The sequence below is a fragment of the Streptomyces sp. NPDC005492 genome (assembly GCF_040605995.1).
Lineage (GTDB): Bacteria > Actinomycetota > Actinomycetes > Streptomycetales > Streptomycetaceae > Streptomyces.
Map to the genome: position 1 here is coordinate 262,114 of NZ_JBEXDX010000003.1, position 23,331 is coordinate 285,444.

General features: G+C 69.7%; 19 protein-coding genes. 13 read left to right on the forward strand and 6 right to left on the reverse strand.

The genetic code is table 11. The annotated features are described in order from the left end of the window. Positions 1–132 precede the first annotated feature (132 nt). Both mca and ABZT04_RS06325 read left to right on the forward strand, forming a co-directional pair. Complete coding sequence (gene mca, locus ABZT04_RS06320) at positions 133–993, forward strand: mycothiol conjugate amidase Mca (protein ID WP_356053852.1); 861 nt, start codon at positions 133–135, stop codon at positions 991–993. After that, on the forward strand, positions 986–1,231 hold the full coding sequence (locus tag ABZT04_RS06325) for a hypothetical protein (RefSeq protein WP_355903401.1): 246 nt from the start codon (positions 986–988) through the stop codon (positions 1,229–1,231). Before mca ends, ABZT04_RS06325 begins: the two co-directional genes overlap by 8 nt. Positions 1,232–1,266: 35 nt before the next feature. Here the strand turns inward: ABZT04_RS06325 and ABZT04_RS06330 are convergent, their stop codons facing one another. Further along, the gene (locus tag ABZT04_RS06330) at positions 1,267–4,470 is read right to left on the reverse strand and encodes a tetratricopeptide repeat protein (protein WP_356053519.1); all 3,204 of its coding nucleotides are present in this window, start codon (positions 4,468–4,470) and stop codon (positions 1,267–1,269) included. Positions 4,471–4,644: 174 nt separating this feature from the next. Here ABZT04_RS06330 and ABZT04_RS06335 point away from each other — a divergent pair, with 174 nt between their 5' ends. The 6 genes from ABZT04_RS06335 (at position 4,645) to ABZT04_RS06360 (ending at position 14,126) form a co-directional block, all read left to right on the forward strand. Continuing rightward, on the forward strand, positions 4,645–5,364 hold the full coding sequence (locus tag ABZT04_RS06335; RefSeq protein WP_356053521.1) for a hypothetical protein: 720 nt from the start codon (positions 4,645–4,647) through the stop codon (positions 5,362–5,364). A gap of 29 nt (positions 5,365–5,393) precedes the next feature. Then, positions 5,394–7,424 (forward strand): thioredoxin domain-containing protein, encoded by a 2,031-nt coding sequence (locus ABZT04_RS06340; protein WP_356053523.1) that lies wholly within the window; start codon positions 5,394–5,396, stop codon positions 7,422–7,424. 192 nt (positions 7,425–7,616) lie between these two features. Next, positions 7,617–8,885 carry a glycosyltransferase gene (locus ABZT04_RS06345; RefSeq protein ID WP_356053525.1) on the forward strand — a complete coding sequence of 423 codons (1,269 nt, stop codon included), beginning with the start codon at positions 7,617–7,619 and terminating at the stop codon, positions 8,883–8,885. After that, entirely contained in the window at positions 8,882–10,528 is a 1,647-nt protein-coding gene (locus tag ABZT04_RS06350; protein WP_356053527.1) for a glycosyltransferase family 39 protein, read from the forward strand. Before ABZT04_RS06345 ends, ABZT04_RS06350 begins: the two co-directional genes overlap by 4 nt. After that, positions 10,528–11,715: a glycosyltransferase family 2 protein gene (locus tag ABZT04_RS06355; RefSeq protein WP_356053529.1), complete on the forward strand. Its 1,188-nt coding sequence runs from the start codon at positions 10,528–10,530 to the stop codon at positions 11,713–11,715. Before ABZT04_RS06350 ends, ABZT04_RS06355 begins: the two co-directional genes overlap by 1 nt. Next, positions 11,712–14,126 carry a galactose oxidase-like domain-containing protein gene (locus ABZT04_RS06360; protein ID WP_356053531.1) on the forward strand — a complete coding sequence of 805 codons (2,415 nt, stop codon included), beginning with the start codon at positions 11,712–11,714 and terminating at the stop codon, positions 14,124–14,126. The genes ABZT04_RS06355 and ABZT04_RS06360 overlap by 4 nt, the downstream gene beginning before the upstream one ends. Before the next feature lie 45 nt (positions 14,127–14,171). Here the strand turns inward: ABZT04_RS06360 and ABZT04_RS06365 are convergent, their stop codons facing one another. From ABZT04_RS06365 to ABZT04_RS06385, 5 genes are all read right to left on the reverse strand, one after another. Beyond that, complete coding sequence (locus tag ABZT04_RS06365) at positions 14,172–14,450, reverse strand: type II toxin-antitoxin system RelE/ParE family toxin (protein ID WP_356053534.1); 279 nt, start codon at positions 14,448–14,450, stop codon at positions 14,172–14,174. Positions 14,451–14,455: 5 nt separating this feature from the next. Further along, positions 14,456–14,737 carry a type II toxin-antitoxin system Phd/YefM family antitoxin gene (locus ABZT04_RS06370; RefSeq protein WP_356053536.1) on the reverse strand — a complete coding sequence of 94 codons (282 nt, stop codon included), beginning with the start codon at positions 14,735–14,737 and terminating at the stop codon, positions 14,456–14,458. Between the two features lie 34 nt (positions 14,738–14,771). Next, on the reverse strand, positions 14,772–15,407 hold the full coding sequence (locus ABZT04_RS06375; RefSeq protein WP_356053538.1) for a TetR family transcriptional regulator: 636 nt from the start codon (positions 15,405–15,407) through the stop codon (positions 14,772–14,774). Beyond that, entirely contained in the window at positions 15,404–16,972 is a 1,569-nt protein-coding gene (locus ABZT04_RS06380; protein WP_356053540.1) for a DHA2 family efflux MFS transporter permease subunit, read from the reverse strand. Before ABZT04_RS06380 ends, ABZT04_RS06375 begins: the two co-directional genes overlap by 4 nt. Before the next feature lie 111 nt (positions 16,973–17,083). Then, positions 17,084–17,797 carry a hemolysin III family protein gene (locus ABZT04_RS06385; RefSeq protein WP_356053542.1) on the reverse strand — a complete coding sequence of 238 codons (714 nt, stop codon included), beginning with the start codon at positions 17,795–17,797 and terminating at the stop codon, positions 17,084–17,086. Positions 17,798–18,115: 318 nt separating this feature from the next. Here ABZT04_RS06385 and ABZT04_RS06390 point away from each other — a divergent pair, with 318 nt between their 5' ends. The 5 genes from ABZT04_RS06390 (at position 18,116) to ABZT04_RS06410 (ending at position 23,329) form a co-directional block, all read left to right on the forward strand. Continuing rightward, positions 18,116–19,939 carry a phosphoenolpyruvate carboxykinase (GTP) gene (locus ABZT04_RS06390; protein WP_356053544.1) on the forward strand — a complete coding sequence of 608 codons (1,824 nt, stop codon included), beginning with the start codon at positions 18,116–18,118 and terminating at the stop codon, positions 19,937–19,939. 183 nt (positions 19,940–20,122) lie between these two features. After that, positions 20,123–21,106 carry a serine/threonine-protein kinase gene (locus ABZT04_RS06395; protein WP_356053546.1) on the forward strand — a complete coding sequence of 328 codons (984 nt, stop codon included), beginning with the start codon at positions 20,123–20,125 and terminating at the stop codon, positions 21,104–21,106. Continuing rightward, positions 21,093–21,554, forward strand: coding sequence for a hypothetical protein (locus tag ABZT04_RS06400; RefSeq protein ID WP_356053549.1), 462 nt, complete (start codon positions 21,093–21,095; stop codon positions 21,552–21,554). Before ABZT04_RS06395 ends, ABZT04_RS06400 begins: the two co-directional genes overlap by 14 nt. Positions 21,555–21,634: 80 nt before the next feature. After that, a complete protein-coding gene (locus tag ABZT04_RS06405; protein ID WP_356053551.1) occupies positions 21,635–22,543 on the forward strand; it encodes a hypothetical protein in 909 nt (302 codons plus the stop codon). 24 nt (positions 22,544–22,567) lie between these two features. Continuing rightward, positions 22,568–23,329: a VWA domain-containing protein gene (locus tag ABZT04_RS06410; RefSeq protein ID WP_355903431.1), complete on the forward strand. Its 762-nt coding sequence runs from the start codon at positions 22,568–22,570 to the stop codon at positions 23,327–23,329. The last annotated feature ends 2 nt before the right edge of the window (positions 23,330–23,331 follow it).

A 23,331-nucleotide genomic window follows, 5' to 3' on the forward strand; every position in this document is an offset into this window, starting at 1 on the left:
GAAGCTCCCACCCGCCGCCCGACCGCCACCCCTCAACGACGTCCCTACGGGACGGCCCCTGTTGAATTGCACCCCAGGACACCGGGGCGCCGACTTACTGAGGATTGAGTCTTGACTGACCAGCTACGACTGATGGCCGTCCACGCGCACCCCGACGACGAGTCGAGCAAGGGCGCGGCCACCATGGCGAAGTACGTGTCCGAGGGGGTGGATGTGCTGGTCGTGACCTGCACGGGCGGGGAGCGCGGCTCCATCCTCAATCCGAAGCTCCAGGGCGACAAGTACATCGAGGAGCACATCCACGAGGTACGCAAGAAGGAGATGGACGAGGCCCGCGAGATCCTCGGTGTCAAGCAGGAGTGGCTCGGCTTCGTCGACTCGGGGCTGCCCGAGGGCGACCCGCTGCCGCCGCTGCCCGAGGGCTGCTTCGCGCTGGAGGACATCGACAAGGCGGCCGGCGAGCTGGTGCGCCAGATCCGTTCCTTCCGTCCGCAGGTGATCACCACCTACGACGAGAACGGCGGCTACCCGCACCCCGACCACATCATGACCCACAAGATCTCGATGGTGGCGTTCGAGGGCGCGGCGGACACCGAGGTGTACCCGGAGTCGGAGTACGGCCCGGCGTACCAGCCGCAGAAGCTGTACTACAACCAGGGCTTCAACCGTCAGCGGACCGAGGCGCTGCATCACGCGCTGCTGGCGCGCGGCCTGGAGTCGCCGTACGCCGAGTGGCTGGAGCGCTGGGACAAGTCGGGGCACAAGGAGCGCACGCTCACCACGCACATCCCGTGCGCCGAGTTCTTCGAGATTCGTGACAAGGCGCTGATCGCGCACGCCACGCAGATCGACCCCGATGGCGGCTGGTTCCGGGTCCCGATGGAGATCCAGAAGGAGGTCTGGCCCACCGAGGAGTACGAGCTCGCGAAGTCTCTCGTCGCCAGCTCCCTCCCCGAGGACGACCTCTTTGCGGGCATCCGCGACAATGCCTGATATGAGCGCAAGCGCAGCCCTGGCAATGACGCACCTGGTCCCCCTCGCCGAGGTCGACGAGAACAAGGTCACCCCCGGCGTCCTCGGTTTCATCGTGTTCGCGGTGATGGCCCTGGCCGTGTGGGGACTGATGAAGTCCATGAGCAAGCAGATGAACAGGGTCGACTTCAAGGAGGCCCCGGACCCGGAGGCGGAGTCCGAGGCCGCCCCGGCCGAACCCAAGGCCAAGCGGGGCTGATCGGGCGGGCCGTGTGAGCGGTGCTCGGGGGTGCCTCAGGTGGTGCCCGGCACCGCCACCCCCATCACCTCACGGGCGTGTCGGCTCGGCACCATGCCCAGCCGCCACGCCTGCCAGCCCGCCTCCAGGTTCACGCCCCGCTCCAGCAGGAGCTGGTACGCCTGCACATAGTCGTCGAGCTTCTCGTCGCGGTAGGGGTGGCCGGCCCGGGAGAGCTGGGCCAGTTCCTCCTGGGCGACCGCGGTGCCGACGTCGACGCCGCCGGGGGCCGCGTACGGCAAAAGGGTGGCGCGCAGGAAGCGCGCCCAGTCCGCGCCGCGGTGGTCGCCGTAGGAGGTGAACAGGCTCAGCGCTTCGTCGCACAGGGTCAGTGCCTGTGGGGTACGGAGGTTTCCCGCGTCGACCACCGCGAGTTCCAGGCAGGTCCACGCCTCGCCGTGGGCGACGCCGATGCGCTGGAAGTCGGCGCGGGCGTCGACCAGGAGCTGGCGGGCGAAGCCGGAGTTGCGCAGCGAGCCGGTCTGGGCGGCGCGCTGGTCGCGGGTGACGCGGGCCGAGTGGTGCCGGGCGCAGGCCAGGCCGTAGACGTCCCGCATGCGGGAGAACATCGTCCGCGAGCGTTCCAGTTCCCGTACGGCCAGGTCGAGGTCGCCGGTCTCTTCCAGGGCCTGGCCCAGGTAGTAGACCGTCCAGGCCTCGCCGCGGGCGTCCTCGTTCTCGCGGTGCCGGGCGGCCGCCTGGCGCAGGCCGTCCACTGCCGGGGAGGGGTCGCCGGCGACCAGCCGGGCCCGGGCCAGTTGGGTCAGCGCCCAGGCCTCGCCGCGGGCGTCGCGGGTACGGCCGTAGAGGCCGAGGGCGCTGGTCAGTTCGGCTTCGGCGTGCGGGATGTCGCCCATGCGCAGGCCGAGTTGGCCGAGCTGGAAGTGGGCCCACGCCTCGCCGTGCACGGACTCGCCCGCGCGGTGCAGGACCAGGGACTCGGTGAGCAGCCGCATGGCCTCGGGGAGCCGGCCGCGGTCGCGTTCGACGGCGGCCAGGGCGTGCATGGTCCAGGCGCGGTCGGTGGCCAGTTGCGGGGCGGCCTGGAGGTCCAGGGCCTCGCGCAGCCGCAGCGCCGCCTCGGTGAGGTTGCCCTGGTGGTGGAGGGTGATGCCGAGGGAGCACAGGGCGCGTGCGGCGCCCGCGTCGTGGTGGGCCTCCATGTAGAGGTCGACGACGGAGGCGAGGGTGGTGCGCGCCTTGTCGAGTTCGCCGAGCTGCCGGGCCGCGATGCCGGTGCGCCACTGCACCGAGCGGACAAGCAGCCCCTGGTCGACGGCCTGCGCCAACTCGCTGATCTCGCCCAGCCGGTAGAGGTCGCCGCGCAGCAGGCAGTAGTCGCACAGCGCGCCGAGGAGGTTCAGGACGGCGCCCTGGTCGACGCCCTCTGCGTGCCGCAGTGTCGAGGTGATGAAGCTCGACTCGTCGTCCAGCCAGCGCAGCGCCTCGTCGAGCGAGGTGAAGCCGTGCGGGCCGAACCGGTCCGAGCGCGTCGACATGTTGCCGTCGACCAACCGCAGTACGGAGTCGGCGAGTTCGCCGTAGTTCACGATCAGCCGCTCCTGCGCCGCCGTGCGCTCCGCGGGCTCCTCCTCGTCGAGGAGGCGGGCCTGGGCGAAGGCGCGGACCAGGTCGTGCAGGCGGTAGCGGGTGCCGCGGACGTGGTCGATGAGGCCCGCCCGCGACAGGGCCTGGAGGTGGCGGGTCGCCTCCGTCTCGTCCGTGGCCAGCAGCGCGGCCGCCGCGGCGGCGCCCAGGGAGGCCCGCCCGGCCAGTGCCAGCCGGCGCAGCAGTGTGCGGGCCGGGTCCGACTGGTCGGTGTAGCGCAGCCACAGCACCCGCTCGACGGGCTCCACCGGGCCGTACGCGCCCAGGTCGGTGGCCAGTCGCCGGGGTGAGCGCGGGCCGAGGGACGAGCCCGCGATCCGCAGCGCCAGCGGCAGTCCGCCGCACAACTCCGTGATCCGGTCGGCGGATTCGGCGTCGTAGGGCCCCGAAGTGTCCTGTGCCGCCGCGCCCAGCAGCTCCTCCGCGCCCGCCGCGTCCAGTGGCTCCACCGGCAACTGGTGTACCCAGGCGGCGAGTTCGGCGGGCAGGTCGAGGGGCTTGCGGGCGGTGACGACGACCAGGCTGTCCGAGCGCTCGGGGACCAGGGTCGCCACCTGCTCGGCATCGGAGGCGTCGTCCAGCACGATCGTCACCGGAAGGCCGGTGAGGTGCTGGTGGTACAACTCGCCCAGCCGCTTGACCTGTTGGTCGGGGGAGGAGCGTTCCCGGAAGAGCAGTTGCTCGCGGGGTGCGCCGAGCCGGTTCAGCAGGTGCAGCAGGGCATCGCGGGTGGGCAGCGGCGGCTCGCCCGGGCTGTCGCCGCGCAGGTCCACCACGCAGGCACCGCGGAACTGGTCCCGCAGATCGTGCGCGGCGCGCACCGCGAGGGTGGTGCGGCCCGAGCCCGGCGCGCCGTGCAGGACGACCACGGTCGGCCGGGTCTCCGTGCTCGCGCGGGCCGCCTGCACCGACTGCCGGATCCGGGCCAGCTCCGCCCGCCGCCCGGCGAACGGGCCGACCGGCTCCGGGAGTTGACCGAACGACTGCTCCAGCACACTTCGCCTGCGGGCCGCCGCGCTCTTGTCCGCACCACGCAGTCGCGGCCCCGCCTTCTGTGTCGGCCCGGTGGAGGCGGCGAGCACCCGCTGCTGGTCCAGGAACGGGCGGATGCCCCGCACCTCCAGCGCCGTCAGCCACTGCAACCGCAACTGTTCCGGACCGCCGGGCTGGTTCGCGGCACCGGCCCGGTGGTGCGCGGCGGGCAGGTGCGAGGCGGTCACCTTCACGACGGTCGCCGCCGCGCCCACGACACCGACCGTCACCCCGGCACCGAACGCCGTGCCGGTGCCGGTGCCCAGCGCCAGGTCGGCCACCACCGCCGCGAGCGCGGCAACGGCCGCCACCAGCAAGGGAGTTCCGGCGCCTTCCCGCGCGTACCGCTGGCCGAAAGTGAGCGTGCCGGCCTCCGTCGCCTCCAGCGCGCGGGTGTAGGCCCCGTACTCCTCGGCGGCGGTCTCCGCCATCGCGTCGAGCGCGCCACGCGAGCGCGACAGCAGCACGCTGCCGTCGGTACGGCCCCCGGAGCGCCGTACCTCTTCCTCGACGGCCCGGGCCAACAGCCGTTCTGCGTCGGCCCGATGGCTGTCCCGCATGTGAAGTCCCCCTCCGACGGCAACGGCTTTCTTGGTCAAGTGTGCGGCGGACGGGGCGTGGGGGCGAGAGGGCGGGGGCTCCCGCGAATCGCCGTGGAGGGTTTGTGAATTCGTTCTGTGAGTCACCTGAGTGGTTATCGTGATCGCCGACATCGCAAGGAAGACGGGGAGTACATGACCGCGGACAACGGCGCGTCGCCGAACCCACCGGCGGGTCCACCACCGAGCCCGTACCTCGGCCCACCGACGGTCCCGCCGCAGGGACCACCGCCCTCGCACCCGCCGCGCTGGGCCTGGTGGTTCGTCGGGATCGTCATCCCGGTGGTGGGCATCCTCGTGACGATCCTGCTCGCGAAGCCGGGCGGCTCGGACGACGGCGCCGACCAGAACGGGCAGTCGGGGCCCACCGCCTCCACGCGGTCCGACGGTGCCGGACAGAGCGGCGGCAAGACGCAGAGCAGCACGCCGCCGGCGGCCGACGCGCAGAAATGGCAGAAGGTCTACGGGCCCGCCAAGGTGACGGCCGAGCAGAGCATCTCGGGGACGTACGTCGAGCTGGACACCCCGAAGGAGCCCCTCGTCCTCTCCGGCGGAGGCGACGGCGCGGACCTCTACTTCGGGTCGGCGAACGGTGACCCGTCGATCAGCGTCCCCGTCAGCGCGAACAACCTGGCTCCTCTCCCCGACACCGGTTCCGCGCCCACGGCCGAGGCATGCCTGGAGAGCGTGGACCGCAACGGCAGCTACAGCGCGTCGCCCGTGAAGCGGGGCGAAGAGTACTGTCTGCTGACCGGCGAGGGCCGGATCGCCTACCTCAAGGTCGTCACCATGCCGGACGGCGGTGTCGGCGGCGGAATCCTCGACGTGACCGTGTGGGAGACGCCTGCCGCGTGACCCGTGGGGTACTGCGGCAGGATGGACCCATGCCGAACCGACTGGCCCATGAGACGTCCCCGTACCTCCTCCAGCACGCGGACAACCCCGTCGACTGGTGGCCCTGGTCGGCCGAGGCCTTCGAGGAGGCCCGGAAGTCGAACAGACCCGTGCTGCTGAGCGTCGGGTATTCGAGCTGCCACTGGTGCCACGTCATGGCTCACGAGTCCTTCGAGGACCAGGACACCGCCGACTACCTCAACGAGCACTTCGTCAGCGTCAAGGTCGACCGCGAGGAGCGCCCCGACGTCGACGCCGTCTATATGGAGGCCGTGCAGGCGGCCACCGGGCAGGGCGGCTGGCCCATGACCGTGTTTCTTACGCCGGACGCCGAACCCTTCTACTTCGGCACCTACTTCCCGCCGGCCCCGCGCCACGGCATGCCCTCCTTCCGGCAGGTCCTGGAGGGCGTGCGCAGCGCCTGGACCGACCGGCGGGACGAGGTCGCCGAGGTCGCCGGGAAGATCGTGCGGGACCTGTCCCAGCGCGAGATCGACTACGGCGGCACCGAGGCCCCCGGCAAGGAGGAGCTGTCCCAGGCGCTCCTCGGGCTCACCCGGGAGTACGACCCGCAACGCGGCGGGTTCGGCGGGGCGCCCAAGTTCCCGCCGTCCATGGTGATCGAATTCCTGCTGCGCCACCACGCCCGCACCGGTTCCGAGGGCGCGCTGGAGATGGCGCGGGACACCTGTGAGCGGATGGCGCGCGGCGGTATCTACGACCAGCTCGCGGGCGGTTTCGCGCGCTACTCGGTCGACCGCGAGTGGGTGGTCCCGCACTTCGAGAAGATGCTCTACGACAACGCCCTGCTCTGCCGGGTCTACGCGCACCTGTGGCGCAGTACCGGCTCCGATCTCGCGCGCCGGGTGGCCGTGGAGACCGCCGACTTCATGGTGCGTGAACTCCGTACCGCCGAGGGCGGGTTCGCCTCCGCCCTCGACGCGGACAGCGACGACGGGACCGGCCGGCACGTCGAGGGTGCCTACTACGTCTGGACGCCCGAGCAGCTCACCGAGGTCCTCGGTGCGGAGGACGCGGCGGTCGCCGCCCACTACTTCGGGGTGACGGACGAAGGCACCTTCGAGGAGGGGCAGTCGGTTCTTCAACTCCCGCAGACCGAGGGCGTGTTCGACGCCGAGAAGATCGAGTCGATCCGGGCGCGGCTCCTCGCCGCCCGTGCCGGGCGGCCCGCTCCCGGCCGGGACGACAAGGTGGTCGCCGCCTGGAACGGCCTCGCGATCGCCGCGCTGGCCGAGACCGGCGCCTACTTCGACCGCCCCGACCTGGTCGAGGCCGCCGTCTCCGCCGCAGACCTCCTCGTACGACTACATCTCGACGACCACGCCCGACTGGCCCGCACCAGCAGGGACGGCCAAGTCGGCGCGAACGCGGGCGTGTTGGAGGACTACGCCGATGTCGCGGAGGGCTTCCTCGCGCTGGCGTCGGTCACCGGGGAGGGGGTCTGGCTGGAGTTCGCCGGGCTGCTGCTCGACCATGTGCTCGCCGGGTTCGTGGACGAGTCGGGGGCGCTCTACGACACCGCCGCCGACGCCGAGCGGCTCATCCGGCGGCCGCAGGACCCGACCGACAACGCCACCCCGTCGGGCTGGACCGCCGCCGCGGGTGCGCTGCTCGGCTATGCGGCGCAGACCGGTGCCGAGCCCCATCGCAGCGCCGCCGAGCGGGCGTTGGGGGTCGTGAAGGCGCTCGGGCCGCGTGTGCCGAGGTTCGTCGGGTGGGGGCTCGCGGTCGCCGAGGCGTATGTCGACGGGCCGCGTGAGGTCGCGGTCGTAGGACCCTCCCTCGATGACGAGGCGACAAAAACCCTGCACCGTACGGCACTTCTGGGCACCGCGCCCGGCGCGGTGGTCGCCTTCGGGGTCGCGGGGAGCGACGAGCTTCCGCTGCTCGCCGACCGGCCGCTGGTGGACGGCGGACCGGCCGCGTATGTCTGCCGTAACTTCACATGTGACGCGCCGACGACCGACCCGGAGCAGTTGCGTGCCGCGTTGAGCAGGTGAAATGCCATATTCAGCACCATCCAGAACAAGACCGGTGGGTGAAATGGGCAGGTGTGTGCCTCATGGTGATGAAACACGCTCTTCACCGGAGCCACCTGTCCCCTTCACAGATCGCTCATAGTCTCGGCCCCGTGACGCGACGGCGGTAACTCGCCGTCGCGCCGGGGGGATTGAGATCTGGGGGGATCTGCTGTGCTGACGTCCGTCTTCATCGCCGTCGTTTCGCTGGCCCTGTTCTGGATGGCGGCCTTCACCCTGTGGTGGCAGATGCACGCGTGGCGTACGCCCGAAGTGCTCGCCTCCACCCGATTCAGCAGCCCGGACGGCGACGAGCACGTCTCGTTCTCGTTGCTGCTGCCGGCCCGGCATGAACAGGCCGTGCTGGACCACACCATCCAGCGGCTGCTGGAGTCCACGCACACCGACTTCGAGATCATCGTGATCGTGGGGCACGACGACCCCGAGACCACGGCCGTGGCCGACAGCGCCGCCGAGCGCGACCCGCGCGTCCGGGTCGTCGTCGACACGCACGAGAAGAAGAACAAACCGAAGGCCATGAACACGGCGCTGCCGCACTGCCGCAGCGATGTCGTCGGGGTCTTCGACGCCGAGGACCAGGTCCATCCGGAGCTGCTCGCCCACGTCGACCACGCGTTCCGCACCACTGGCGCCGACGTCGTGCAGGGCGGGGTTCAACTGATCAACTTCCACTCCAGTTGGTACAGCCTGCGCAACTGTCTGGAGTACTTCTTCTGGTTCCGGTCCCGCCTGCATCTGCACGCGCAGAAGGGGTTCATCCCGCTGGGCGGCAACACCGTCTTCGTGCGCACGGACACCCTCAGGGAAGCCGACGGCTGGGACCCCAACTGCCTCGCCGAGGACTGCGACTTGGGGGTGCGGCTGTCGAGCGTCGGCAAGAAGGTCGTCGTCGCCTACGACTCCGCCATGGTGACCCGGGAGGAGACCCCCGGCTCCCTGATGTCGCTGCTGAAACAGCGAACTCGCTGGAATCAGGGGTTCCTTCAGGTCTACCGGAAGCAGGACTGGAAGCAACTCCCGGGATTCGGACAGCGGTTGCTCGCCCGCTACACGCTGATGACGCCGTTCCTCCAGGCCTTCTCCGGGGTGATCATCCCGCTCAACGCGGCGGTCGCGCTCTTCCTCGACGTGCCGGTCGGCATCGCCTTCCTCACCTTCCTGCCGCTGGTCACCGCCGCCGTCACCTTCGTCTTCGAGGTCGTCGGCCTGCACGACTTCGGCAAGCAGTACGGCCTCCGGGTCCGCGCCGTCCACTATCTGAAGCTCGTCGTGGGTGGCCCCTTCTACCAGGTGCTGCTCGCCGGAGCCGCGATCCGCGCCGTCTGGCGTGAGCAACGCGGCCGGAACGACTGGGAGTTGACGTCCCACGTCGGCGCGCACCTCACCGAAACCGCAGTGATCCGAGAGGACGTTCCTGCGTGACCTCCACCCTTCCCGCGGCGACCACCACGGTCCCCGCGCAGCGGCAGCCTGCGCCTGAAACCGGTTCGGCGGGCCGAACGACCCCGCCGGGTCGACTCCGTTCCTCCCGCCCCGACCTCGCCCTCTGCGGTCTGCTCATCACCGCGATCCTCGTCGTGCAGGGCTGGAACATCGCCGACTACCCGACCCTCAGCGACGACGAGGGCACCTACCTCGCCCAGGCCTGGGCCGTCCAGCAGGGCACCGGCCTGGCCCACTACACCTACTGGTACGACCACCCGCCCCTCGGCTGGATCCAGCTCGCGCTGCTCACCTGGATACCGGCGCACCTCAGCCCCGGCTCGATGACCGTCGGCACCATGCGCCTCGCGATGCTGGTGATCAGCGCGGTCAGCGCGGTCCTCGTCTATGTGCTGGGCCGCCGGCTGTCCCTGCCGCGCTGGGCGGCCGGGTTCGGCATGCTGCTCTTCGGACTGTCCCCGCTGTCCGTGATCCTCCAGCGGGAGATCTTCCTCGACAACATCGCCGTGATGTGGATGCTGCTCGCGTTCTGCCTAGCCGCTTCCCCAAGTCGCCACCTCTGGCACCACTTTGGAGCCGGGCTGGCCGCAGCCGCCTCGGTCCTCACCAAGGAGACGATGGTCGTCGTCCTGCCCGCCCTCATGGTCACCATGTGGCGGCACGGACACCGCGACACCCGGAAGTTCGCGCTCACCGGAGCCGTCACCGCCTGCGTCCTGATCGGCTTCTCGTACCCGCTCTTCGCCCTGCTCAAGGGCGAGTTGCTGCCGGGCAGCGGCCATGTCTCGCTGTGGGACGGTCTCAAGTACCAGATGACCAGACCCGGTTCGGGCTTCATCCTCGACCGGGGCACGGGTTCGTACGGCGTCCTCCATTCCTGGCTGTACTACGACCGTGTCCTGCCGCTCGGCGGACTGGCGGGGGCGCTGCTCCTGCTGGCCACCTGGCGCTGGTCGGTCACCGCCCGTTCGCTCGCCGGACCGGCGCTGACCGTGGCCGTCTTCGCCGTGGTCGCGCTGCGCCCCAGCGGCTATCTGCCCGCGATGTACGTCATCGGCGCGCTGCCCTTCCTCGCGCTGGTCCTCGCCGGGGGCGCCGCCTCCGTCGCCCACGCGGTGCTGCGCAGATGGCGCGGCGAGGGGGAGAAACGGTACGTCACCGGGGGCCGGTACGCGCTCGCGGCCGTGCTGGCGCTCGCCGCCGGCGCCTATGTCGTACCGCACTGGTACGACGGCGACCGCACCGCCGTGACCGCGGATGCCAACGCCCCCTACAGGGCAGCCTCCCAGTGGCTGTCCACCGAGGTCCGGGACCCGAAGGACACCCGCGTGCTCGTCGACGACGCGCTGTGGCTGGACCTGGTGCACGCCGGATACCGGCCCGGGCTCGGGGTCATCTGGTTCTACAAGGCCGACCTCGACCCCGCCGTCACGAAGACGATGCCGCACGGCTGGAAAGACATCGACTACGTGGTGGCCTCCCCGACGGTACGGCGCGACGCGGTCGACCTGCCCAACGTCAAAGCGGCGATCGAGCATTCGACCCCCGTCGCCACCTTCGGCACCGGCGACGACCGCATCGAGATCCGGCAGATCCAGCACCAGACCGTGGGAGCCCAGTAATGAGCCAAGAGTCCACTGTCCCCGGCGAGTTGGGTGATCCGGCGGTACGTGGTGCCGAGATCGCCGAGCCCGGCGCCGTCACCATCGTCGTACCGACCTTCAACGAGTCGGGAAACGTACGGGAGTTGCTGCACCAGATCACCACATCGGTGCCGGCCCGGCTGCCCTGCGAGGTCGTCTTCGTGGACGACTCCACCGACGACACCCCCGAGGTGATCCATGAGGCGGCACGCGACTGCCCGTTCCCGGTGACCGTGCTGCACCGCGAGGAGCCGGTCGGCGGGCTCGGCGGTGCCGTCGTCGAGGGGATGAAGGCGGCCGGGTCGGACTGGATCGTCGTCATGGACGGTGACTTGCAGCATCCGCCGTCCCTGGTACCGGAGTTGGTGGGCACGGGGGAGCGGGCGAACGCCGGGCTCGTCGTCGCCTCCCGGTACATCAAGGGCGGCAGCCGCGAGGGACTGGCCGGCGGATACCGGATCGCCGTGTCCCGTGGCGCGACCTGGCTGACCAAGACGCTCTTCCCACGCAAGCTGCACGGCATCAGCGACCCGATGAGCGGCTTCTTCGCGATCCGGCGCAGCGCGGTGACGGCGGAGGCGCTCAAGCCGCTCGGCTACAAGATCCTGCTCGAACTCGCCGTCCGCAGCCGTCCGCGCACGGTCACCGAGGTGCCGTTCGTCTTCCAGGACCGGTTCGCCGGCGAGTCCAAGTCGACCGCGCGGGAAGGCTTTCGCTTCCTGCGCCATCTGCTGGGCCTGCGCACCGCGTCGCCCATCGCGCGCATGCTGATCTTCGGCCTGATCGGCGCCACCGGCTTCCTGCCCAACCTGGTCGGCCTGTGGGCGCTGACCAGACTCGGCATGCACTACGTCCCCGCCGAGATCCTCGCCAACCAGCTCGGCGTGGCCTGGAACTTCCTGCTCATCGAGCACCTCCTGTTCCGCGACCGGCGCCGGCACCGCATCTGGTGGGACCGCGCGGGCCGGTTCGCGCTGCTCGCCAACGCCGATCTGGTGCTGCGCATCCCGCTCATCGCGCTGTTCGTCCACCGCTTCGGCATGGGCGTGCTGACGGCGACCGCGTTCGCCCTGGTCACCACGTTCGTCCTGCGCTTCGTCGGGACCGAGGCGCTGGTCTACCTCCCGCGCCGCAAGGGGAGTTCAGCAACTGGGAGAACCGTGTGAACAAGCACCGCGGAAGAACCGCGTTCCTCGGGGTCGGGACCCTGACCGCCGGACTGCTGCTGACCTCGCCCCAGTCCGCCGAGGCCGCGAACCTCGTCCTCAACCCGGGGTTCGAGACGGCGGGCGGTGACGGGATGCCGTACTGCTGGGAGAAGTCGGGCTGGGGCGACAACGACTTCGATTTCAGCACGACTTCGGACGCGCACTCGGGTGCGAAGGCCATGAAGGTCACCGTGACCCGGCGGGTGGACGGGGACCGGAAGGCGCTGATCACCGAGTCGACGGGCTGCGCGCCGGTGGTGACGGCGGGCAAGCAGTACGACCTCGGGCTCTGGTACAAGTCGACCACGCCGGACGCGAACATCACGCTGTTCCGGCATGACGCGACGGCCGGCTGGCAGTACTGGACCGACCTCAAGACGCTGGAGATGCAGGGGAGTTGGACCCAGGCCACGGTCCGTACGCCCGAGGTCCCGGCCGGTACCGACCGGATCACCTGGGGCGTCTCGGTCTACGGCACCGGGTCCGCGACCACCGACGACTACACGATGGACCAGGTCCCCGACACCCTCCCGCCCGCGACCTGTACGGCCACCGCCGACGAGTGCGCGAACGGCCGCTGGGACGTCCTTCCCACCCAGAACCCGGTGCGCTCCATGCACTCCGTCGTCCTCAACAACGGCAAGGTGCTGCTGATCGCGGGCTCCGGCAACAGCGAGGAGAACTTCGCGGCGGGCACGTTCACTTCAGCGGTCTACGACCCGGTCGCGGGCACGTACAAGGTGATCCCGACGCCGAAGGACATGTTCTGCTCGGGGCACATCCAGTTGCAGGACGGCCGGGTACTGGTGCTGAGCGGCAACAAGGCGTTCCCGGCGGCGGACGCTTCGCACGGGTACGAGGGGTACAAGGACTCGTACATCTTCGACCCGGCGACCGAGACGTACAGCAGGACGAACGACCTCAACGACGGGCACTGGTACCCGTCCGCGACCGAACTCGGCAACGGTGACGTCATCTCCTTCGGCGGGCTGCGGGAGGACTCGACCGGGTCGGTGACGGCCGAGTACTGGTCGAACGCGCAGCAGAAGTGGCTGCCGTTGTCGCAGGTCAACCAGACCTGGTCGTACTGGGGGCTGTACCCGTCGATGATCCTGATGCAGGACGGCCGGCTCTTCTACACGGGCAGCCATGTCTTCGGCAACAACATCCCGGGCACGGGCTCGGCGATCTACGACTACGGCGCCAACACGATCACTTCGGTGCCGGGGCTCCAGAACAAGGACGAACGCGACCAGTCGGCAAGCGTGTTGCTGCCCCCGGCTCAGGAGCAGAAGGTGCTCACCATCGGCGGCGGCAACATCGACTCCAATCCGGACGCGAACCGGCTGACGGACATCATCGACCTCAAGGCCGCGAACCCCGCCTACACGATGGGTCCCCAAATCCCGCAGGGGACCGTCGACTTGGGGAACGGTCCGGTGGCCGAGACCGGCGCCCAGGGCAAGATGTACGTCTCCGCCGTACTCCTGCCGGACGGCACGGTGCTGGAGACGGGCGGCGGACTGCACAACCGCGCCAACCCCGTCCACGAGGCGTCGATCTTCGACCCGGCGACGACGACCTTCGACCCGGTGGCCGCCGATCCGGAGGCCCGCGGCTACCACTCGTCGTCGTTCCTGCTGCCGGACGGCCGGGTGATGTCGACCGGTGACAACCCGGGCAACGGCACCTGGAACCACAACGTGTCGATCTACACCCCGCCGTACCTCCTCAAGGGCACGCGCCCGACGATCACTTCGTTGATCGACGACGAGTGGGAGTACGGCGACACCCAGACGATCACCGTCGACCGGCCCATCGCCAAGGCGGAGTTGATCCGCCCGGCCGCGGTCACGCACTCCTCGGACCCCAACCAGCGGTTCGTGGACCTGCCGCTCTCGGTGGACGGCGACACGGTCGACCTGAACGTGACGAGCAACCCCGATCTGGCGCCGCCCGGTTGGTACATGCTGTTCGCGGTGGACGCCAACGGTGTGCCGTCCGTGGCCAAGTGGGTCCATCTGCAAGGCCCTTCGGCCCTCGCCACGGACACCGCCTCGGCCCATGTCCACTCCTTCGCGGACTCCCTGACGGGCAAGGTCACCGAGCCCGGCAAGAAGCGCACCTCACAGAAGGTCAGCACCACCATCTCCGGCTGCGACCGCCACTACGGCACGGTCAACGTCTGCGTCCCGACGGTCTTCCCACCCGAGGTCAAGAAGACGACCCCGGCCCGCTGTTCATGGCTCCACCAGAACGACTACGGCCGCCTGAAGGTCAACGGCAAGGACGACCCGCTGCGTCTCGACCCGAACGGGGACGGGGTGGCTTGTGGGAAGGGGGATGTGAAGGCGAATAAGAAGGGGTGACGGTCGGCCGCGACCTCTGAGTACCTGGCGGTGCGGAAAGGGTGCTCAGAGGTCGCGGTAGACGTCGCGGCGATGGCCGACCGTCAGTACCCATACGACGAGTTGGCCGTTTTCGATCGTGTAGACGGCACGAAAGTCTCCGACGCGGAGGCGCCAGCGAGCATCGTGCCCCTGGAGGGGCTTGACGTCGAAGGCGGAGGTGTCGTTCGCATCCAGTGCCTTCTGGAGTTCGGTGAGTCGATAGAGGATCCGCAGGGCGTCGGGGCGCGGGATTTTGAGCATGTCCCGTTGGGCGTGCGGCGTGAACCGCGTGACGTATGCCACCGCGATCAGGCGTGGTTCGTGCGGAGTGCGGCGGCCATCTCTTCGAGCGAGACGGAGCCTTCGAGCCCTTCGGACTCGGCCTCGTCGGCCAGACGGTTCAGCCAGGCGTCCTCGGCCCGCTCTGCGATGTCACGCAGGCGACGGTACTCGTCGATGTCGATCAGAACCGCTTCCTGCCTGCCGCGGCGGGTGATGATCGTAGGGACCTCGTCCCGGTGAGCGCGGTCTATGGCGTCCGCCAGGTGCCTGCGCACGTCGGCCATGGGGGCAATCACCGGTTCACTCATGTCATGAATGTACCAGATGTACATCTGGCCCAACTCACTCCGGCAACCCGTGCTCCAGCACATCCAACGCCCGGTCCACCAGCTCCTTGAAATCGTCCCGGTGGCCGTTCTCCGCCCAGTACAGGGACGTCTCCATCAGGCCGCCGATGAGGGCCATGGCGTAGACCCGGACCTCCAGGCTGTCCGGGTCCCGGCCGGTGCGTTCGCTGATGGCCTCGCAGAGCATCGTGCCCGTGAGGGACATGCTCTCCATCATGCGCGAGCGGACCGCCGGGACCTGGACCATGAGGTGGGTGCGGAGGCGGGAGACCTCCTCGTCCTCCTTCATGCCGAGGCTGATGGCCTTCTTCATGACCGTGCGGAGGGAGGTCATCCACGGCTCGTCGGTGGGGCGGGCGCGGAGTTCCTCCATGAGGAGCGGGTCGAACTCGTCCGTGAGGACGATGTCCTCCTTGGTGGGGAAGTAGCGGAAGACGGTGGACGGCGACACCTCGGCGCGCTCGGCGATCTGCTCGATCGTCGTCGCGTCGTACCCCTGTTCCTTGACCAGTGCGTACGTCGCGGAGCGGATCGCCTCGCGGGTCTTGATCTTCTTCCGCTCGCGGAGTCCCAGTTGGGGTCGGTCGGCGGGGTTGCGGAAGGGGGAGGGTGCGGCCGTCATGTTGCTCATTGTCCGGCATCCGCCACAACGGTGGCCATGGCCGGGGTCTCGTCCTCCTTCGTGGCGGGCGCGACCGGGGTGTTCGGCAGGAACGCCGCGGCCAGCAGGGCGGTGACCAGGGCAGCGATGCCGCACACCAGCAGGACCAGGCCCATGCCGTGGACGTACGCGCTGTTCGCGGAGGAGATGAGGTCGGTCGAGCCTGCCTTCTGGGCGACTATGTGGGCCGCGACCACGGACTCGCCCGCGGTGTCGGCCGCCTTCGCGGGCAGCCCGGTGACGTCGAGGCGGTCGCGGAAGGTGCTCGCGAGGAGGCTGCCGAGCAGGGCGATGCCGATCGCGGCGCCGACCTGCCGCATGGTCATCAGGAGCCCGGCGCCGCTGCCGGCCTGGTCGCGGGGCAGCGCGCCGAGGGCGCCGTCCATCGCGGGGACGACCGAGAAGCCGAAGCCGAACCCGGTGATGGAGAGCCACAGCGCGGTGAAGCCGTAGCCGGAGTCGACCGTCGTACGGCTGCCGAGGAGTGCGGCGAAGGCCAGGACCACCAGGCCCGCGGTGACGACCGCGCGGGACCCGAAGCGGGCCACGACCGGCTGGGCGGCGCGGGCCGCGACGATCAGGCCACCCATCAGGGGCAGCAGCCGGACGCCGGTGCCGAGCGCGTCGTTGCCGAGCACCGCCTGGAGGTACTGCGGGAGCACGAACAGCAGGCCGGACAGGACGAACATCACCAGGGTCGCGGCGAGTGTGTTGAAGAGGAAGCCGCGGTGGGTGAGCAGGGACATGTCGAGCATCGGGCGTGCCATGCGCCGCTCGCGCAGCACCAGCGCGGCGATCAGGATCGCGGCCCCGACGAGCATGCCCACGATCAGCGGGTCGCCCCAGCCGCGGCTGGGCGCCTCGATGATCGCGTAGATGAGGGCGCCGAGGCCGGCCGCCGTGAACGCGGTGGAGAGGGTGTCCACCTTGGGGGAGGCGGGGTCGCTGGTCTCGGGGAGGAGGAAGACGCAGGCGGCGATGCCGATCGCGGCCATCGGGATGTTGACCAGGAAGACCGAGCCCCACCAGAAGTGGTTGAGCAGCCAGCCGCCGATGATCGGACCGAGCGGCAGCCCGAGCGAGGAGGCCGCGGAGATGATGCCGACGGCCTTGGTGCGCTCGTCGGGGCCGAACAGCGAGGGCAGCACGGACAGGGCGAGCGGGGTGATCAGGGCCGCGCCGAAGCCCATCACCGTGCGGGCCGCGATGACCCAGTTCACGTCGTTCGCCAGGACGCCGGCGACGGAGCCGGCGAGGAAGATGCCGAGCCCCACGATCAGCATCCGGCGCCGTCCGAAGCGGTCGCCGAGCAGCCCCGCCGGGAGCATCAGCGCGGCGAAGACGATCACATACGCGTCCGCCATCCACTGCTGCTGGCCGGTGCTGGCGCCGAGGTCGCCCGCCATCGTCGGCAGGGCGACATTGAGGATCGTCGTGTCGAAGCCGAGCGTGAGCATGCTCGCGACCAGGGCGCCGAGGGCCCACCAGCGGCGCGGGTCGCGTCGCACGTCGTTGTTCTGAGTGACAGTAGCCATGAAATGAGAGTAGCTCTCAAAAGATGGTTGATGTCAATGGGGATCAACTTTCAGGGCATGAAAAATGGCCACGGCTCGCGAGCCGTGGCCAGGAGGGAGCGAGGGGGCGCGTTATCCGTGCTGGTACGCCACCAGGGAGATCCCGACGTAGTGCACGAGGAAGGCCGCCACCGTGAGGGAGTGGAAGACCTCGTGGAAACCGAACCAGCGCGGTGACGGATTCGGGCGCTTGAGGCCGTAGATGACACCGCCCGCGCTGTAGAGCAGCCCGCCGACGATCACCAGGACCAGGACGGCGATGCCGCCCGTGTGCATGAAGTCGGGCAGGAAGAAGACGGCCGCCCAGCCCATCGCGATGTAGCAGGGGGTGTAGAGCCAGCGCGGCGCACCGACCCAGAACACGCGGAAGGCGATACCGGCCGCCGCCGCGCCCCAGATGCTCCACAGCAGCCACTCGCCCTTGCTGCCCGGCAACAGCAGCATTGTCAGGGGTGTGTAGGTGCCCGCGATGATCAGGAAGATGTTGGCGTGATCGAGTCTGCGCAGGACACCGTCCATGCGCGGGCTCCAGTCGCCCCGGTGGTACAGCGCGCTGACCCCGAAGAGCAGGCAGGCCGTCAGGGCGAAGATCCCGCAGGCGATACGGGCCCGGGGAGTGTCGGCGAGGGCGGTGAGCACCAGGCCCGAGATGAGTACGGCCGGAAACATGCCGAGGTGAAGCCAGCCACGCAGCTTCGGCTTGACGTGTTCGGGGATCGAGAGCGCGGAGGGACCGTGGCCGTCGGCCGGCGTGTCCGTGTGCGCGTCGGGGACGGACGCAGTCATACGCGCAATCGTACCTACGGGACCGTAAGTTACGTATCAGTCCGGCGGGGTGAGGGGCCGGAAGTGGCCACTCTCTCATGCGTAGCCGACTTGCGGGTACCTGGGGTGAAGCGGTGGTGACGCACGGAAAACATCTCGCTGCGTGGCGATGGTCACGTCGCTCAGTTGTGAGGCCCTCTGGACATATGGGCGGGTGCGTCGGATGATCAAATGAGTGCGGTCGGCACCGGATGAGCGCCAAGATCGACCATCGTGAAGCATCCGGGTCGCGGCCCCCAAGGGGCAACAAGGACAAAATCCCTCACCATAGGAGCAATCGTGGCGCGCGACATCGCGGCTCCCCCCGTCATCCCCACCGAGCACAAAGAACTGGTCTCGTGGGTGAACGAGATCGCAGAACTGACCCAGCCGGACAGCGTGGTCTGGTGTGACGGATCCGAAGCGGAGTACGAGCGGCTCAGCGAGGAGCTCGTCCGAAAGGGCACCTTCAAGAAGCTCGACCCGATCAAGCGCCCCAACTCGTACTACGCCGCCTCCGACCCGACCGATGTCGCCCGGGTCGAGGACAGGACGTTCATCTGCTCCGAGCGCGAGCAGGACGCGGGCCCGACCAACAACTGGAAGGCTCCCGCCGAGATGCGGGACATCTTCGCGGGAGACCAGGGCATCTTCCGCGGCTCCATGAAGGGCCGGACGATGTACGTCGTCCCGTTCTGCATGGGCCCCCTCGGCTCGGACCTCTCCGCGATCGGCGTCGAGATCACCGACTCCGCCTACGTCGCCGTCTCCATGCGCACCATGACCCGCATGGGACAGCCCGTCCTGGACGAACTCGGCACCGACGGGTTCTTCGTGCGTGCTGTGCACACGCTCGGAGCCCCGCTCGCCGAGGGCGAGGCGGACGTGCCGTGGCCGTGCAACTCCACCAAGTACATCTCGCACTTCCCCGAGAGCCGCGAGATCTGGTCCTACGGCTCCGGCTACGGCGGTAACGCACTGCTGGGCAAGAAGTGCTACGCCCTGCGCATCGCCTCCGTGATGGCGCGGGACGAGGGCTGGCTCGCCGAGCACATGCTGATCCTCAAACTGACGCCCCCGCAGGGCGAGTCGAAGTACGTCGCCGCGGCCTTCCCGAGCGCCTGCGGCAAGACCAACCTCGCCATGCTGGAGCCCACCATCTCCGGCTGGACCGTCGAGACCATCGGCGACGACATCGCCTGGATGCGGTTCGGCGAGGACGGCCGGCTCTACGCGATCAACCCCGAGGCCGGTTTCTTCGGCGTCGCGCCCGGCACCGGCGAGCACACCAACGCCAACGCGATGAAGACGCTGTGGGGCAACTCCGTCTTCACCAACGTGGCGTTGACCGACGACAACGACATCTGGTGGGAGGGCATGACGGAGGAGACCCCGGCCCACCTCACGGACTGGAAGGGCAACTCCTGGACACCGGAGTCCGGTTCGCCCGCCGCGCACCCCAACGCCCGCTTCACCGTGCCCGCTTCACAGTGCCCGATCATCGCGCCCGAGTGGGAGGACCCCAAGGGCGTGCCGATCTCGGCGATCCTCTTCGGCGGCCGGCGCGCCTCCGCCGTACCGCTGGTGACGGAGTCCTTCGACTGGAACCACGGTGTCTTCCTCGGCGCCAACGTGGCCTCCGAGAAGACCGCCGCCGCCGAGGGCAAGGTCGGCGAGCTGCGCCGCGACCCCTTCGCCATGCTGCCGTTCTGCGGCTACAACATGGGCGACTACATGGGCCACTGGGTCGATGTCGCCAAGGGCAAGGACCAGGCGAAGCTGCCGAAGATCTACTACGTGAACTGGTTCCGCAAGAACGAGGCGGGCAAGTTCGTGTGGCCCGGCTTCGGTGAGAACAGCCGGGTCCTGAAGTGGATCGTGGACCGGCTGGACGGCCGCGCCGAGGGTGTCGAGACCCCGATCGGCGTGCTGCCGGCCAAGGGTGCCCTCGACACCAAGGGGCTCGACCTCTCCGAGGCCGACCTGGACTACCTGCTCACCGTCGACAAGGACGTGTGGCGCGAGGAGGCCTCCCTGATCCCCGAGCACCTCAACACCTTCGGCGACCACACCCCGAAGGAGCTGTGGGACGAGTACCGGGCGCTGGTCGAGCGCCTGGGCTAGCAGAGGCTCGTTGGCAGAACGTGGCGGGGCCCCGCACAACGGCGTGCGGGGCCCCGCCCGTTGGTGCCCATTTCCGGCATCACCTCTGCCCGGACCGGCATTTCGGGGCACACTCGGGACAACCAGCGACGAAACAGCCTGCGATGAGCAGCTTGCGACGAACCCCGAAGTGAGGTGAGCGGGGTGCGCACTCCGGTCAGCGATCCGCTGAGCGTGGGGCCGTACCGGATCGCCGGGCGGCTCGGCTCCGGCGGTATGGGATGGGTGTACCTCGGCCGTTCACCGGCCGGCCGCGAGGTGGCGGTGAAGGTCGTACGGCCCGAACTGGCCGCCGAGCGGGAGTTCCGCGAGCGCTTCGCCCGCGAGGTCGCCGCCGCCCGGCTGGTCAGCGGCGCCTATACGGCGGCCGTCGTCGACGCCGACACCGAGGCCGAACTCCCTTGGCTGGCCACGATGTACGTGCCCGGGCCCTCCCTCGCCGAGGCCGTCCGCGCCGACGGTCCGCTGCCCGAGGCCCAGGTCCGCAGGCTCGGCGCGTTCCTCGTCGAGGCCCTTCAGGCGATCCACGCGGCCAACCTGGTGCACCGCGACCTCAAGCCGGCCAACGTGCTGCTGGCCTCCGACGGCCCCCGCGTCATCGACTTCGGCATCTCCCGCGTCGAGGGCGCCCCGAGCCTCACCCAGGCCGGGATCGTGGTGGGCACCCCGCCCTTCATGTCGCCGGAGCAGATGACCGCGGCGCCCATCGGGCCGCCCAGCGACGTGTTCTCCCTCGGCGGGGTCCTGGTGTACGCGCTCACCGGCCGCCCGCCGTTCGGCTCGGGGGAGGCGGTGAGCCTCAGGGTGGTGCACGGCGAGCCCGATCTGGACGGCGTACCTCCGGGGATACGGCCGCTGATCGCGCGGTGTCTGGCCAAGCGGCCCGCGGACCGGCCGCGACTGGACGTGCTCCTTGCCGAGTTGCTGGCGCCGCCGCGCACCGCCGTCTGGCCGCCGCCCGCCGTGGCCCGCACGATCGAGGTCCGCCGGGGTGAGCTGGCGGCCCGGCGCGAGGGCGGCGCCAGTCTGCCGGTACCGTCCTGTCTGCTGCTGCACGCGCAGGCCCTGCTGGACGCGGGCCTCACCGACGAGATGGTCACCCGGGCGGTGGTCCGTGGCGACGCCTGAGGCCTCGATCCCGCCCGGCCGGGACTACGACATCGGCTCCTCCTGGCGGCAGTTGGTGCACAACTGGGGAGCCCGCCGGAATTACCACGTGGAGAGCGATGTCGATTCCGTCTCCCTGCAATTCGATCTAGAGGCGTCGGGGCGCACCCTCACCGTGCGTTTCATGACCACGAAAAGACTCCTGGTCGCCTTTGTCACCGACGGTCATTCCCTGCGCAAGGATCAATTGGCGATCGCCGCCGCCGCGTCGAACGCGTGGAACACCGAACAACTGAATCCAATGCTGTCCGTGTGGGACGTCCGCGGCCCCGGGCCGTGTCTCGCCGGGGTCTGCGACCTCCCGCTGACCTGCCGGATCTCGCAGACCGATTTTGATGTTCTGGCCAGTGATTGGGTGGAACGGGCGCGGCAGATGTTCACCCGTTGCCATCAGGTTTTCAAGCTGTAGAAGTCAATTGAGCATTCTCGGTCAACCCCTTTCGGCCACAGCCCTGTTGCCTCCACTATGGGCGGCAACGGGGGGTCGTCATGAGACGTACGTTGTTCACTGCCTTGCTGTTCGGCTTGTTGATCGCGGTGCTTCCGGCGGGGTCGGCGGCCGCCGACGGTGATCCCTGCGGCAAGGGTTTTCCGGCGCGGCTGGACTGCTGGAAGGACGCGCTCGACGACGGGGCCGTGGTCACGGTCACGCTGAACAAGCCGCTGGACCTCGACGACGGTCAGCAGGCCCGTCCGGGCCTCGGGAACCTTGAGGTGCGGGTCCCGGCCGGCGTCCACACCGGCCAGGGCGGCAGCGCGCTGATCGTCCTGGCCGGTCACGCACTCGTCGACCCGGACGCCCACATCGACGGGCTGGACAAGAAGACACTCGCTGAACTCGGCCCCTGCACCAGCGGATTGTGCCGGGAACTCCGGGGTCACACGCTGACCGGCCGCCAACTCATCGCCAAAAAGGTGGGCGTCGCCGACCTCGGCACCCACACCTTCACCGTCGGAGAACCCAAGTCCAAGGGCTACCCGCTCCCCTTGGTCCTCGGCCTGACCGCCGTGCTCCTCCTCCTGCTCCTCGGCCTCCTCCTCGCCGTCCGCCGCTCCCGCGCCCCGGCCGTCGCCATGGCGGGCGCGGCGGAGGTCCGCTCCGAGGAGACCACCGCCCGACTCCGGCCCGTCCCGCCCGCTCCCGCACCCACCGCGTCCCCCGGACGCCGGGTCGGCCCCCGCACCGGGCCATCCCGAACAGCCGTCGTACGTACGGCACTTCACCCGCAGGGCTATGTCGAACTCGACCACGTCCTCTACCGGGCGGTGTGGACCGAACCGGACCGCACCCCGCCCGAGCCCGGCGCGTACGTCGAGGTCACCGACGCCCGCGAACCCGACTCCGACGTCCTCTACGCCTTTCCGCCGACCGCCCGGCACCACGCCCGCAACAGCTAGAGCCTGTCCGACCAGGAGAAGCCCATGCACAGCGAATACCCGCCCACGCTGCCGGCGGAGTACGCCGACATCGAGTTCGAGAACAACGCGCAACGGCTGCCGCTGGTGCTGTGCCTGGACACGTCGAGTTCCATGGCGGGCGCGCCGATCCAGTCGCTGAACGACGCCCTCGCCGAGTGGACCCGGGAACTCCACGACGACGTCTCGCTCAGCTACAGCGTCGAGGTCGCCGTGATCACCTTCGGCGGCCGGGGTGTCGGCGCCTGGCGCGGGCCCCAACTCCTCGACCCGCGCACCCCGATGAGCCCCTTCGTGCCCGCGCACGCCTTCCAGGCACCCCGGTTCACCGCGTCCGGCGTGACGTTGATGACGGAGGCGCTGGAGCTGGCCATGCATGTCGTCGCGGCCCGCAAGGCGGAGCTGCGCGCCTCCGGACTCCAGTACTACCGCCCGCAGATCTGCCTGGTCACCGACGGCCTCCCCACCGACGGCACCGGCCATATGACCGACTCCTGGCACCGGCTGCTGCCCGTCCTCGCCGAGGAGCAGCAGGCCCGTCGCTTCCGGCTCTACGCGATCGGCGTCGGCGGCATCACCGACCGCGGCGAACAGGTCCTCCAGGCGTTCGCACCGAAGTTCAACGCGCGCATCCAGGGCTTCCCGTTCCGCGAGCTGCTCCAGATGATGTCGGCCAGCGCGAACGCCGAGCAGAAGGGCGCGGGCGACGAGGTCTTCGAGAAGATCTTCAGCCAGTTCAAGACACAGCGCCCGGCCTGGGAGAGCTGACC